The 14,516-nt window shown below is 31.4% G+C and carries 10 protein-coding genes; 2 read left to right on the forward strand and 8 right to left on the reverse strand.

Features of this window, described 5'->3' with window-relative positions; all coding sequences use genetic code 11:
- Nucleotides 1–386: 386 nt before the first annotated feature.
- Nucleotides 387–3,410: a DEAD/DEAH box helicase gene (locus ACNHOZ_RS08600; RefSeq protein WP_447697095.1), complete on the reverse strand. Its 3,024-nt coding sequence runs from the start codon at nucleotides 3,408–3,410 to the stop codon at nucleotides 387–389.
- A 418-nt stretch (nucleotides 3,411–3,828) separates the two neighbouring features.
- Nucleotides 3,829–4,761, reverse strand: coding sequence for an HNH endonuclease (locus tag ACNHOZ_RS08605; RefSeq protein WP_182028950.1), 933 nt, complete (start codon nucleotides 4,759–4,761; stop codon nucleotides 3,829–3,831).
- Between the two features lie 593 nt (nucleotides 4,762–5,354).
- Here ACNHOZ_RS08605 and ACNHOZ_RS08610 point away from each other — a divergent pair.
- Nucleotides 5,355–8,120, forward strand: coding sequence for a UvrD-helicase domain-containing protein (locus ACNHOZ_RS08610; protein WP_447697096.1), 2,766 nt, complete (start codon nucleotides 5,355–5,357; stop codon nucleotides 8,118–8,120).
- A gap of 526 nt (nucleotides 8,121–8,646) precedes the next feature.
- Here the strand turns inward: ACNHOZ_RS08610 and ACNHOZ_RS08615 are convergent.
- Nucleotides 8,647–9,012 carry a hypothetical protein gene (locus tag ACNHOZ_RS08615; protein ID WP_447697097.1) on the reverse strand — a complete coding sequence of 122 codons (366 nt, stop codon included), beginning with the start codon at nucleotides 9,010–9,012 and terminating at the stop codon, nucleotides 8,647–8,649.
- A gap of 416 nt (nucleotides 9,013–9,428) precedes the next feature.
- On the opposite strand from ACNHOZ_RS08615, the gene ACNHOZ_RS08620 reads away from it, so the two are divergent.
- A complete protein-coding gene (locus tag ACNHOZ_RS08620) occupies nucleotides 9,429–9,995 on the forward strand; it encodes a restriction endonuclease (RefSeq protein WP_447697098.1) in 567 nt (188 codons plus the stop codon).
- 338 nt (nucleotides 9,996–10,333) lie between these two features.
- Here the strand turns inward: ACNHOZ_RS08620 and ACNHOZ_RS08625 are convergent, their stop codons facing one another.
- From ACNHOZ_RS08625 to ACNHOZ_RS08645, 5 genes are all read right to left on the reverse strand, one after another.
- Nucleotides 10,334–11,566 carry an EVE domain-containing protein gene (locus ACNHOZ_RS08625; RefSeq protein WP_182028952.1) on the reverse strand — a complete coding sequence of 411 codons (1,233 nt, stop codon included), beginning with the start codon at nucleotides 11,564–11,566 and terminating at the stop codon, nucleotides 10,334–10,336.
- A gap of 46 nt (nucleotides 11,567–11,612) precedes the next feature.
- Complete coding sequence (locus ACNHOZ_RS08630) at nucleotides 11,613–12,692, reverse strand: HNH endonuclease (RefSeq protein ID WP_447697099.1); 1,080 nt, start codon at nucleotides 12,690–12,692, stop codon at nucleotides 11,613–11,615.
- 31 nt (nucleotides 12,693–12,723) lie between these two features.
- Nucleotides 12,724–13,146: a DUF6884 domain-containing protein gene (locus tag ACNHOZ_RS08635; protein ID WP_182028954.1), complete on the reverse strand. Its 423-nt coding sequence runs from the start codon at nucleotides 13,144–13,146 to the stop codon at nucleotides 12,724–12,726.
- A gap of 210 nt (nucleotides 13,147–13,356) precedes the next feature.
- The gene (locus ACNHOZ_RS08640; RefSeq protein ID WP_447697100.1) at nucleotides 13,357–13,602 is read right to left on the reverse strand and encodes a hypothetical protein; all 246 of its coding nucleotides are present in this window, start codon (nucleotides 13,600–13,602) and stop codon (nucleotides 13,357–13,359) included.
- Between the two features lies 1 nt (nucleotide 13,603).
- A complete protein-coding gene (locus ACNHOZ_RS08645) occupies nucleotides 13,604–14,329 on the reverse strand; it encodes a hypothetical protein (protein ID WP_447697101.1) in 726 nt (241 codons plus the stop codon).
- Nucleotides 14,330–14,516: the final 187 nt, after the last annotated feature.

A 14,516-nucleotide genomic window follows, 5' to 3' on the forward strand; every position in this document is an offset into this window, starting at 1 on the left:
TGTACTATTACTATGCTTGAAAAAGGAAACTATGTAGTTTTGATTGAAGTGGTTTCAATACTTTTTAAAGAATTTACTTAGCTGCTTAATTTTTGCTATGTTATTGAAAGGCATATTAATAAGCATTGTGAATAACTAATAAAAAAAAGATTACTAAAATGTAATGACCTTCATTGTATTCTTAGTACATTAAATGAAAATTTTCCTTTGTTTAATAGTTTAAACTCCAAAAAAGACAACAAGTTTGAAGATTTACTTGCTGTCTTTTTTTGGTCATAACTTTTAGCTAAGCGGCTTATAATGTGAAATTTCACCTTTAATTCTCTAAAAGACAAATACAATGTGAGTCTTAATATCAACACGATACTTATCTAATTCAACATTCTTTATTTCTTATCAAAGAATACTTTAAATTTCGCATTTGAATTTTGCACTGCTGCCCAAGTAGACATTAATAGGTAATCTATCTGTATTAATTCAGGTTCTGGAATAGCACCTTTCTTTTTATTGTCAAGATAATTCTGTTTTGAGAACATATTTCCGAGCATAGCCCAAACATATACATTTGATTCTTGAAGGCGGGAAATCTTTTTGATTTTTTCCCATATATCTTTTGAAGAAGTACCTTTTGGATTTATAATCATTCTATTTTTCTTCACGCAATAACTAGAAACTGCCCAGTCGTTCCCCCATTTATCTACCTCAGAAGGAATCCTTGTACTTAATGGATTTACGTAATCCAAATTTTTAATTATTTGAGTACATACATCTTGAAATGCTGTTGCTGATAATTGGTTCTTACCTGCCTTGCAATGTATAAAGTAAACGCTCTTGTTGTTTTCATCTAGACCTATAAAATCGGCTACTTCTGTTTCTAAATCCGTGCAAATTAAATAATCTAAGTTCTTCAAAGTATTATGGATTTCACTAGACCCTTTATTATTTTGATTTAAGTTTCTTCCCAGATTTGCGATTAAATAGAATAAAGAATTATAATCCCATTTTGGCTTGGTTATACTAAGCCTAGACGCTTTCTTGTAATACTTCCCTTTTTCATTGAATATTATTTCTCTTTTGGGTTCGTACTCTATTAAAATGTCTTTTAGTCTATTATCCTCATTGCTAATACCAATCTTATAAAAGTTTCCTTTACAGTATACTGACTCACAATCTTTGGTCAGAACCTGTAAATTTTGTGTTTTATTCAAGTAGGATATTAAATCTTTTTTTTGATGATTTATATTTATATATATATCCCATTTTCCAACCTTTTTGAGATAATACCTGAAATTGTATCTATCAAATTCAACTTTAACATTATACTGATGCTCATTGTGCTTAATAGTAAATTCATTATTAGCTACACTGAAACTCAGGTTGTCCAAAAAAACTATATTATTGTTTGAGTCCATAAGTTCCCCTCGTAGGGACTCGTCAATATCAATAAGCACATTTAAGGCTTCTAAGTTAGAGGGTGTCTTCGTTTTGGGAGCATATCTCTCAAAGATTGAAAGTTTATTATTTTGTGTCTTTAGCTTCTGGGCAAGATAATCAATCCAAGATAGGTATTCCTTTAATAAAAATAAATTCCCTGAATCTGAGACCCGAGCATTACCAAATCCTATATATCTGGTTCTTTTTCGAGCATCGTGTCCCTCATCTGTTCCCTGTACAGTCGTGCAAAACTTATATTTATCTGTAATAGAAGGCGACACGGAATCCATATTTTCAGTGAATAAAGTTTGACGTCTCACACTATTTGCAACAAATCCACTATTAATTGTTACCTGTTTAAATATACTATCTTTATCAAAAAGCTTTTGAAGGTCATCTGCTGCGACCTTTTCATTTTCGTAAAGAAGCTCCATAGGAATATTGTCGTTACTATCATAATAAAATATTAAATCTCTATTTATTTTAAAGATAGCTATACCCAATTTAGGTTCAATGAAATAATTATTAACTAGATATGGCGAATTTCTGTATACAGAATAAACAATTACAAATGTTAGTGAATCTATATTCTTAAGTTCATAAATAATTTTAGCGCCTTCCCCATTCAGAAGGTTATTTATTATACTTTCACAGTAACTCTCAAACTTTTTAATTCCTAGCTTACTATAAAAGATATTTGTCTTTAAGGGTAAGCGGAAGTTCATTAAGTATTCCTCATCTAACTCTACTTTTAAATAATTTATTTTCTCAAGAAATCTTTGATTTATATGTAGATGAGAAGGATGGTATGAAAGTACTTTATTAAAGTAATCATCATAATTGAAATTAATTAAATTTTTATTTTTTTCTAGTTTTATTTCATAGTGCATGTATTCTGTAAACAATTTTTCTTGGTTAACTTTATCATTTCTAAATATCACTATACTAGATGAAATAGAATTATTTTTTCTAACTATCCGACCAACCTGCTGTATAAGAGACCTAACATCATTAAAAGAGTGGTATATAGCTAAAATTGAGAAACTGTCATCATCTATTCCCTCAATCAGTTTGTTCTGATGCAACCAATAATTAATTGATATTCCTTTTGTATCAGGAACATCCTTATAGAACCCCTCCTCTATATTATTTTTAAAAGTATTATGTATAGCAACTACTTCTATATTTTTTTTATTTAGAATTTCTTTTGCCTTGATTATATCCATTACATTGTCAAATCTTAAAATAACCTTTGGGTTACTATTAAAAGAGTTCATAAAATGTTGTACTTTGTTATGTACATAATCAATAAAGTCCTCTAGTTTTTCTTCTCCTTTATATTCAGTAAAAGTAGGTCTTCTAATCTTATTATCCTCAATTGCTTTATGAAAAGGGTAATTATAGATGTATTTATTATCCAAATGAAAATTATTATTGTCATTTCTTAACGGTGTTGCAGTAAAAAGTAATACCTTCTTATTGAAATCTCTAATAGTATGTTTCCATTTGTCTGCAGGTTCTCTATGACCCTCATCAAATATTATAAGATTGATTTTCTTCTTTAAAATCTCAAAGTATGGAGGGTGTTGTTCTCTAATATCGTTCAAAGACTTCGCTGTGCATATAAAAATTGTACTTGCTTTTGTTTTTAATAAATCTTCTACGTTACTCGGATATAATTTCTCGACATCTTTAAATTTTTTGACAAGTTTAAAGTTATTAGGAATTGAAGTCTTAAGCTCTCTTTCTAATTGTTCAGTTACTGCTTTCGAAGGAGAAACAAGCAGTATATTTTTATATTTCTCAAAATAATTACTTATATATGCAATAAGTATGGTTTTTCCTGTACCAGTTGGCATTTTAATTAATGCGTGTTTTTTAGTTGTGCTTCTAAGATATTTTTCCACTATTAATAACGACTCTTTTTGATAGTCATAGAGTTTATTGAATAATTCATTACCGATGTTTCTTTCCAAATATACCTCACCTTTTTATAAATTAATTTTGCAATATTTATGATTCTTAAAACATAAGCTGTACAATGAATTGCGGCTACTTATAACAGGAAACATTCTAGAAAATTATTTCGTAAATCGTTAAGCAAAATAATAGAAATCTAATAAATTTGAACCTTCTGCTCCGTTTTTAATACATGGGTGTAGAGCCGTATTTAAAAAAACTTATGCATCTAAAACTGCAATGGAAGACATAATTTAAAGACTTGGTCACCTAATTCAATCTTATCCAAAAAATTCTCTTGCCTTACTGACCACCAAATGTATTTATGATTTTTAATGTAAGCATCAACATCAAAAAATTTGGGGTTTCCTTGAAATATCCATGCATTCATTGCACTCATTCCTTTATAGTACTGTTAGCTGGATACATTATTACCTATTTAAACTTGTTCTCTCTATGCCATTTCATATACTGCTGCTGGCTTTCTTTCATTCTAATATTCATAGTTTCATTGATATTAAGGAAAAGCTTAGAATACTTATCCAGACTATTGGAAATTAAAATCAAACCATCTTTGTCAAAACTAATATGTCCTTTATCAAACAGAGCATCATGATTTGGACACAGTAGCAATCCATTATTCACATCTAACCGCTCTTTATGAGTAGAATGACTCCAGGGCTTGATATGACTTGCAACTAACAATCTTTCATCTGAGACACCGCACAGTCTACATTTCTTTTCTACAGCTAAAAGAGTCCTTTTAAAAATTGACTGCCCTATACGTGCCTTAGCAATTACTTCCTTTTCCGTTTTATTCAAAACAATTGGTGATTCTAAATCTTTCTGTAATTCTAGAAAACTTTCATTGTGCAGTGGCTTCATTTTCTTAAGTAATAACTCGACTTGTGCATTATCTAATCGCTTCCATCTTAACTTTAACGTAAGGTTTTGTAGTTCTGTAAGATTCGGAGATGGACTATAATTAATTGATAATTCCTCTAGTAATGTTCTCTTAATAGTCAAAGGATGTTCAAGTATCATTGACTTTTCTGGATTCCCAAAAACAATTACTTCATTTTTTTGGACATTATTTTTAAATAAGTGAGAATTCCGATAATTCATCATGATTGTATTATTCATTTTAGCTTTTTGAATATCCAAAACCTTTTCCACTTCGTAAAATGCAGTGATACAAGGGTTATTTTCTATAGTTTTATAAAAAAAAAGGAAGTCGCCCTTTGAAACTTTAGCTTTTAAAATCATTCCTCTATCCCCATCATCTCCGTAAGTGTATTCTGAGAATAATGGGTCTTCTTCCCTGTTATGTTTCTTTGGGTCTAAATACGGGATAATATAACTACTCATAGCATGCTCCCCCCTTCCAATTTACAATGTTCTTAAACAAAATTTGAACTGATTGATTACCCTAAATAGATAACCATGACTGGAGTGGACTCCAAAATTATCCTGTATTTTCACGACTATATAGGATTATTATACCATATCTTTTTACATAAATATTATAAAGGAGGATAGAATGTTAAAACCTGTCCTTCTAATCTATTCTATATCCAAGTTATCTGTAACAACCAATAAAACCAGAGTTTTATTAGATATTTATGTCGCTATTTTTTCCCACCTTTTAACGATTTGATATTATTACAACTCAAAACTTGTGACAATACTTTTAAGTTTTATCACCTCCACACTTACCATAAATTTTTATGTTCTTAAGCTTGTTATTAAAGGTTTCCTCGCATATTCCTTTTCTGTTTAGAGTGTTTATTGTTCGTTACATATTTATTTCTAATCTTGCACTAAAACTTCTTTGCTACTTTAAGCTTTTTATATTAGGTTTTCACCCGCGTTATTATCGGAATATTAAATCATTTTAGTAGAAAAATACCTTATTTTGTTAGATAATGTATATGAAGTGAGTAAATATTAGGGGGCATTAAATGTTAACAGGTTCAAATAAAACTATCACTTTTACTAAATCTCAGCAAAAAGTAATAGATACTCAAGATGGAAATCTGCTTGTTTTAGCTGGAGCGGGAAGTGGAAAATCGACAGTTATCGCAACACGAAATGCAGACATCATTAAAACAAGAAACTTACAACCTGAAAATGTACTTGCACTTACTTTTACAGAAGCAGCAGCAGCAGATTTAAGGATAAAAACAATTGACGCTATCAAACGAATATTAGGCAATGATGTTAAAGGGCTAGCACAATTAAACGTTGGTACAATACACGGATTTTGTTTAGAGCTAGTAAAGGAGCATAGACCAGTCTACAATAATTACCAAGTATTGAGTGATGTACAAACAAAATTATTTATTGAACGGGCATACGTAAAAGCAGGCATGCGAGATTTGGGACTAAGAAACTTTTTGGATTCCAAATTATTTCTAACCGTAATGAGTTCTATAAGAGAGAATGAAGTACAAGATTCAGATTTAACACCTGAATTATTAACAGCAAAAGAAAAATACCTTAAATACCTTAATGAACATTTCTTTATGGATTTCACTATGATAATGGAGCTAGCTCTTAAATTGTTAAAAACTGACCCCCTAGTTCGAGAAAAAATTAGCAACAAAATTAAATTTGTTACAATTGATGAATATCAAGACGTAAATCCACTTCAAGAAAAGATAATAACACAACTTCATGATTTAGGAGCTAATATATGTGCTGTTGGTGACCCAAATCAAACTATTTATCAATGGCGTGGTTCAGATATAGAACAAATTAAGACATTTAATGAACGTTATGCACCATGTAAACCGATTCTTTTAGGTGATAACTTTCGAAGTTCAAATGGTATTGTAGAAATGTCTAAAGAATTAATTTCTCACAACCAGGATAAACTTATCAACTTAGAAAACATTAAAGCGAAATCAAGAGTTAAATATGAAGATGGAGATATCGTTTATCAAAACTTTCATACTTCTAGTGAAGAAAACCAATTTATTGTAGATAACATAAATAACCTTAGCGAAAAGGGACTCCCGAAAAAAGATATCGCTATTTTAGTTAGAACAAAAACCTATGCTAGAGAGTTAATTAACTATTTACAAGATAATGGAATACATGTAGCAGTAGAGGGTTTTAACGGTCTTTTTGAAACACGTGAAGTAAAAGCCTCTGTAGCTATTTTTAATTATTTGAACGGAAGCTTAAAACGTAATGAGCTAACAGCATTATGGTTAAGAGTCCATCCCATTCTATCACCTAAGAATATAGAAGCAGGCATTCAATATTTAGATGATAACCCTATTACTAGTTACAAATTCTTCCACAAATTTCTTTTGCAAAAAGTTTTTCAGACATTTTTAGATATGATTGAATTAAAAGAAGAAGAAAATATAACTCAAGAAGATTTGGAAGTTATAATGTATAACTTAGGAAAGTTTAGTCAAGTGATACATGACTTCGAATATATCAATTACTATACAAAACCTGACAGAAAGCTAACTTCCTTTTGTCAACATATTTATTACTCTGCAAAAGATTATTATCAAGAAGGACATTTAGAAAATGAACATTATTCCCCTGAACAAGGTGTAAGGGTAATGACTGTTCATCAATCCAAAGGTCTTGAATTTGAAGCAGTATTTATCCCTTTTATGAGAAAAAATTTATTCCCAATCAAAAAAAGAGGCGGGCGAAATATATCTCACGTTATAGGTCAAAATATTATTCCGAATCAAGAAAGGTTAATTCACTCTAACGAGGAAGACGAACGGCGCTTGTTCTACGTGGCTTTAACTAGAAGTAAGAAGTACTGTTTTTTAAGTGGCGCAAATTATGGCACAGAAACAAACCGTCTATATCAGCGTGAATCCAAGTTTATACTAGAATGTCGAAACTCAAATTACTTATTAGATTACAATGATGCCATTCGCCAAATACTTTTGAATAGAGAACCTATCCACGTAGATGAAGAAGAGAAAAAAACAATAGTACTTAACTTCACAAAGCTAGATGACTATCATTTTTGCCCTTATAGATATAAAATGACTCATAACTATGGATTCGTACAGCCAATTGAGCCATTTATGGGGTACGGACATTCAATACATGCTAGTGTAATGGACATTCATAACCAACTTCTTAATGGAGTAGTATTGCAGTCAGATGATATAAAAAAGACTGTCAAAGAATTATTCCATATGCCTTTTGCAAAAAACATCCCCGAAATTTATGATAAAATGCTTCTCAAAGCTCAGGAGGCGATGGTAACGTACCACGAAAAACTGATAAACGAAAATAGTGAGATTGAATTTGTTGAGAAAAAGATAGAGGTACAATTAGGTGAGAGCGTCATCGTTAATGGACGAATGGATTTGACTAAAAAAAAATCAAGAGATGGTATACAAAAAACCTCTATTATTGATTTTAAAACAGAATCAGGAATACAATCTCCTTTCTTAACAGAAGAACAACTTAGGATTTATGCTATGGGCTACTATGAGGATACAGGCGAACACTCTGATTATACAGAAATCTATAATATTGACGAGAATGTCTTGGAAAAGAAAACTTTAGTAGATAAAAGTGAATATTTACAAACCAAAAATAAAATTGAACAGGTTGCTAATAACATACGAGATAATCAATTAGAGAAAAGTTGCAATGCTCAAAAATGTAAAGTCTGCTATATTAATTACTTGTGTCTACCAAAAAAAATAAAACAAACCTATGAAATAAAAAAATAAGTTTAATATATAGCTACTATGCTGATGAAGTAAAATTTAAAAGTTCTTAGGAATTTCTAATTCAGCTCTTAAACAAAAAGACAGGGAGATGCTGTACTCCCTGTCTTTTTATTAGCATGCTAAGCTCTCAATTATATAAAGCCAATTTTAAGAAATAACTCTGAAGGAGGTTCAGCGGTTAACTAACTATTTTATACAAGTGTCAAAAATAATATATAGTGAATAAAAAGGTGCTGTGAATGAAGGCTTATTTACCTCTCCTATTCGCTCTCTTCCTACCTTCTACAACATCTCGGATTATCATCATGACAAATACGCATATTTAATAATAAGACTTGGCATGTACTAGTAAAAGCAAAGGCAAGTAGTTTTCCATTTTCTTTAAGAATATCTAACATTCAAAAGTAGTTACCTTCTTAACAAAATAAACGTAAAGCATTTATAGAGTTTATTCACTGTAAATATTGTTGTTTACATAAATTTTAGAATTACTAGGTAGGCAGTCATAATACTATAACCTCCCCTATTAATCCCTTCTAATAAACCTGTTCAACTCCATATCCTTGCGTGTTGAATATTCATTTAAAAAGGCATCTTTAAATTCCTTGTAACCCTCTTCACCTAATAAATATGTAAAATATTTCTTGATAGTGTTGTATTCACCTACATTTATGCCTTGTACTACAAATTCTTTAATCGGGTAGTGTTGCAAATTTCCGTCATCCTTTAGCGCAATATACTTTTTATAAGTTGCATTAGTGTTTGTCGCGTAGTGCTTCATTTCAACTTTTATATCTACTCGGCTTTCGCTTAACTTTTTAAAATTAATTATTGCTTCCGCAATGTTATTTTTAAACGTAGACTTCGTTCCATCAAATGTGTAACTAACCATTTCAAATAACCTCCGCTATTTATGCTAACTGTGTAAGTGTCCCAACGTAATTCCTTCCATATTACAAACTAATTCTTCCGTATATTCTGTATTATTTAAGAACTGTTTCCCCTCTTTTTAGCTATTCTTGCCTTTTTCTCTAACCCTCCCCACTGTATTTTCTATTATTAATAACTCATCTAATAGTTCACCATTTTTCATTATCTCATATCACCACGAGCAATTCTAAGTGTCTCTAAGCATGTATCTGCTATATTTGCACACTTGCTCTTTCTTTAATCTTCTTCCTTATTACAATAAAAAACAGTTCTTCTTGTTGTAGACATGCAAATGTTAATCCTACTACTTTTAACCTAGTCTATATATGCTATAATTAGTGCTTGACTTAAAAAACTATATGAAGGAGGCTCAGTTTTATGGTATGGAGAGTTGTGCTTATATTTTTTGCATTTATAACATTTATCTTTAGTGTAAATATCATATTGTTTAACCCTGACGATATAATATTCCTTATCCCATTAGCAATTATCGCTATCATAACGATAGATTTTAGGATTAAAGCCAACAATAAAAGACAGAACGAATATGAAAAAAAACTGTTACAATCTTGCATTTACCAAGTTGATTCAATGAATGGCAGAGCATTCGAAGACTACTTAGCAATATTACTAACAGCTATGGGCTATAATGTACAACAAACGCAAGCATCTGGAGATTATGGGGCAGACCTTATTTTATCTGCCAATGGCATTAAGATAGCAGTACAGGCAAAACGTTATAGTAAAAAAGTTGGTATAAAAGCAGTTCAGGAAATTTCGTCAGCAAAAAATTATTATGGTGTTAATGAATGTTGGGTTATTACTAACAATTATTTTACTGCCCCAGCTATAAATCTAGCAACTTCCAATGATGTTAAGCTAATAGACAGAGACCAATTAGTTGATTGGATGGTGAGAGAGAAAAATAGGACACAAATTAGTTAGCCTATGATTACATAATGAAACTGTTAAGAGCATCCTTACTCGATGCTCTTAACCTTAAGGCAGCAAACGATAAAGTCGTAGTTCTATTATGTGACACCGTGGTTTCACTTCAACTTATATTAAGCATCCCCTACAAGGCAAAAAAGAGAGCCTCAATAAAGAAGCACTCCTGTGAGTTTGATTTGAAATTATAATAAAAACATTCTCATTAGGTTTAGATGTAGATAAGAATAATAATCCCCCCCCCTCGACAATGACCGTTGTCATATTAATTAAAATCTAATAATATATTAACCCTTTGTTCAAATTACCAGAAGAAATCGTTATATCAATGTCTGTTAATAATGAGTTAACAATGCTCTCAATTCATCCACTGTCAGAGTATTGTCTCTCCTTCTGTGTATCATTCTGTGACAATTAGCACAAACAGGAATAAGGTCTAGCTCAGGGTCAGTAACTGCTTCTTTTTCTAATGTACTTAGTGGCTCTATATGATGCACCTCAATAAAACCTTTCCCACGTTCCCCATAAACCTCTTCAAAATTAAAACCACATACCTTACAGGACAAACCATGGAATTCAATGGCACGCTTTCGATTAATAGGGTCACGTTCGTACCTTCTTCCATAATAAGTGACAAGATTGCCTTCCGCTCTAGGTTCATATAATTCAATTTCTTCTGAATTTATATCTTCAATTACGACTTTGCTATCAATAGTACTTAGAAATTCGACTAAATATGTATCTAAACTGCTGCCTACTTTTTTAAATCTAAGTTTTGTAACTTCACTTAACGATTGTTCACTTTTGTTTACGAAATGAGAATAAGCATTTGGAAATTGATTTCTTATTTCCTCTGAAAAATCTGCTTTCCAAAGCAGTCTGCTTCGTGGAGAGGAATGCTTATCCATTTCTAAACGTGCATGATAAACTCTTTGCTTATATTCAAGTGCGATTTCTCTTCTTTCTCCTCTTTTCATATCTATAGCACTAAAAAATCTTCTCACTTCTTTTGGAATACCAGTACCATGATGAAGAAATGTGGATTTATCAAGTTCCTTTATTGCTATTTCTTCGCCTATAACCTCCCATGAATGACTTCTCAACAAAGTTGAATGATTATTAGCACTCCATAAACCTTGAAGTTCAATTGCGTGTTCTTTTGATAAAAGATAGTTTGTTTGCTGCCTAAGTCTCAGGATAAGTAACTCCTTTAAAACAGGATGTTCAAGGAGAGATAATCTGCTTATAAAACCATCCTCCAACCGTACCTGTAGAACCTCCAATTTTACAGCTAAATATGGATTTTCCCACTCATCGGTATACCAGTAATTTTGCGAAGTTTCGTCATTGGTTCTTTCTTCAGGCAAACTTATTACTTTAGCTTTAGCTAGTATTCCACCTGTGCCTCTATTATTTCCATCTGACCTCCACAAAAAGACTTCATCATCTAATTCAATCGTATCTAAAAAATGCTCTTGCCTTAATGACCACCAAATATATTTATGCTTCTTAATATAAGTATCAATATCAAAAACTTTGGGATTACCTTGAAATATCCATGTATTCATTGCACTCAGTCCTTTACATTAATATTAGCCTAATTACATTATTAAACTATTTAAATTTGTTCTTTCTATGCCATTTCATATACTGCTGTTGAGCATAACCTAATTTAATTTTCAGCTTATCATTGATATTGAGAAAGAGTTTTTCATTATCATCTAAGCTACTAGAAGTTAAAATTGCTCCATTATCATCAAAACTAATATATCCTTTATCAAATAAAGAATCATGATTGGGACAAAGGAGCAGTCCGTTATTGATATCTAGCCGCTCTTGGTGATTAGATTGACTCCATGGTTTGATATGACTTGCTACTAGAAAGCGCTCATCGGATACACCACACAAACTGCATTTCTTTTGAATTTTCACTAAATCTCTTTTAAAGGTTGATTGACCTATTCTAGCCTTAATGACTTGTTCTCTTTCAGTCTCTAATATTTTAATTACTTCTGGCGTAACTGTTACAAATGATTCTAATTCATCATACTCATCTTTAGCTGACTCCATCGCTATGTCTAAACTATTATTCCCTTGTTTCTCGTGTCTATTTAGACATTGAATAACTAAACTAAAGTCAGTATCCTGCTGCTCTAACAAATGTATAGCTTCTTGGATACCTAACTCCTTAAAGATGCCTTTGTGTTTCTCTTTTAACCCAATGAAATGTAGTATACTCATGGCTTGATAACCCCGACTTTCATCTGGATTCAAGCCTAAAATACGCTCATCGAGCCAACGGTGAGTTCTTGAATGAAAAAGATATTCGTAAACGATTAAATCTCTAGTAGATTCATTGTATAATTGATATTCTCTAGAACGATTGACTGGCTCGAGTATAGAAACCTGAAAAGTGGTTAACTCTTTTTCCTTTTTAGAAATGTCAATTACTTCAAAGCCTAGCCTTTCAAGGAAGATATTAGTTTCGTCTCCACCACTAAAGTCGTAAGATGAATATTCCTCACCATTTGCAAACAAGTTAGCAATTGATAATACATATTTGGGTGGATAATACTCTTTTTCATAGAGGAGATTGTATTTTATTGATTGTCTTCTCCATGGTATTCCTTCTCTTTTGATTTTTTCTATAGCTTCTATTACATGCTCTCTATTAATATTCTTTGGAATTGACACCTTATTATCACCTCTCATTAAAAAGCATATATTAATTACTGTTCTCTGTATAAAATTTCAATTGTTCACCTATTCCTCTTCCCTGAAGCGGCACAGTACATTTAATACCTTTTTGTTCAAGAGCAGGAATTAGGTACTGTCTATATTTAATCCCCATGTAAAAGTCTATGTGTGACAGATTCAATTTCATATTTTCTATTTGCTTAAGGACTAACTCTGCCCATATTTTTCGTTCTGATGCTTTCATATTGTTTAAGGTTAAATCGTACGGTTCGATTACCTCATGTTGTTTTAAGATTCCGTATTTTGCAGATAACACGAACCAATCATCATAATCCCTCTGTTCAATAAACTTAATTGCTTTCTTAAACAAAGTTGATTGTTGATACATCTCTCTAGTAACACAAGGATAATTAGCTTTTACTTTTGTACAACTAACTAATGCTATCTTCATAAATAGACTGCTCCTTTTTATGAATCAATAGGAAAATCATACCATGTAAATACAAAAAGAGCAGTACCTTTTAAATACTTCTCTTATGAAAAATTCGTGCCATTTGTCCCTATCTACCCTCGTACCTTTTCTTGTATATTAGAGTGTCATTCCAGCTCCTCCTTTAATATTAGTTGTAATTACTTGTATAATTATATTCTTATTACATTTTTATATTGTTCCGTCTGCAAACTTTATTCCACTTTTCAATACTTCTTGTACACGCCTTTCGTCAAGCTCAGTCCATTGAATTGAATCAAAATCATCCATAAATTTAGGAATTGCTTTCCCAGCATTATAAAGCATTTCACCAACACTATTTCCCTCAGCGTACATTCCAGTTATAGGATTAAAAACCTTATTCCCTTTTCTATCACTACGCAACTCTTTTTGTCCCATAATATAATAATATTTCACCCTATTTTCCACCTTTCTCTTTATAATAATTTTGAAGAGCCTTAACGTGTTCTTTAAATGAATCTTTATCCTCCCACTTACAGTAATAGTTCTTTTCTTTATCATACTCTTCCCTGATAGTCTCAAAGTAAATTAACTCATATTCCATAAGCACTTTCACATACTTAGTAATTGTCTTCTTATCTAACCCAGTAGCTTCTACGAGCTTTTTAATTGTAGGGTTTGACACCCTCCAATTTGAAACACCTTCCCAAATCCAATGCACAATATTAAAATAGACTGAGAATGCAATTGACTTATTGCGCTCATTCATTGCAACAAGCTTCATCATCACATCAAACGAAATCTTAGTAAAGTTGTTCTTAGTTTTGCCTTCATCATTTTTACCGAAAATGGTTTTAGCATGAGAAACATGAGATACCTCAATAAAGTAATCATTGGCATACTTCATATCTCCTGCTTGAATTTGATTTATCTTACTGAAATCTTTAAAGATAAAAATCATCCCCTTCTTTTCCATTTCCACAAGGGTTTCTTTTAAAGATGCTTTATTCTTCTTATCATCACTTAATGAAAGCATCTGTAGCAAACTGTTAACTCCTATTCTAGCTGACCCCATAGGGTTCATGCTCAAGGTTCTTAATAGAACCGTAATGAACTGCTCCTTGTAGCAGTACTCTTCAATATTCCAAATAAAATCATTATTAACTTCGACGTATTTAATCACCGTAATTCTCCTTCTTTCACTTAGATTTTTTTATCTTCTTCGTTGACTTAGTATGAAGAAGCCTTTTTCGCTTTCAGCAATTTATTTTGATTCACTTATTTATTAATGTTTTGAGTTCATTCCATTTACCTAAAGCAATGTCTAATTTTTCACCACGTTTAAAGCACCAATAGATGTTTCCACCCTT

The organism is Priestia sp. D51 (assembly GCF_053345675.1).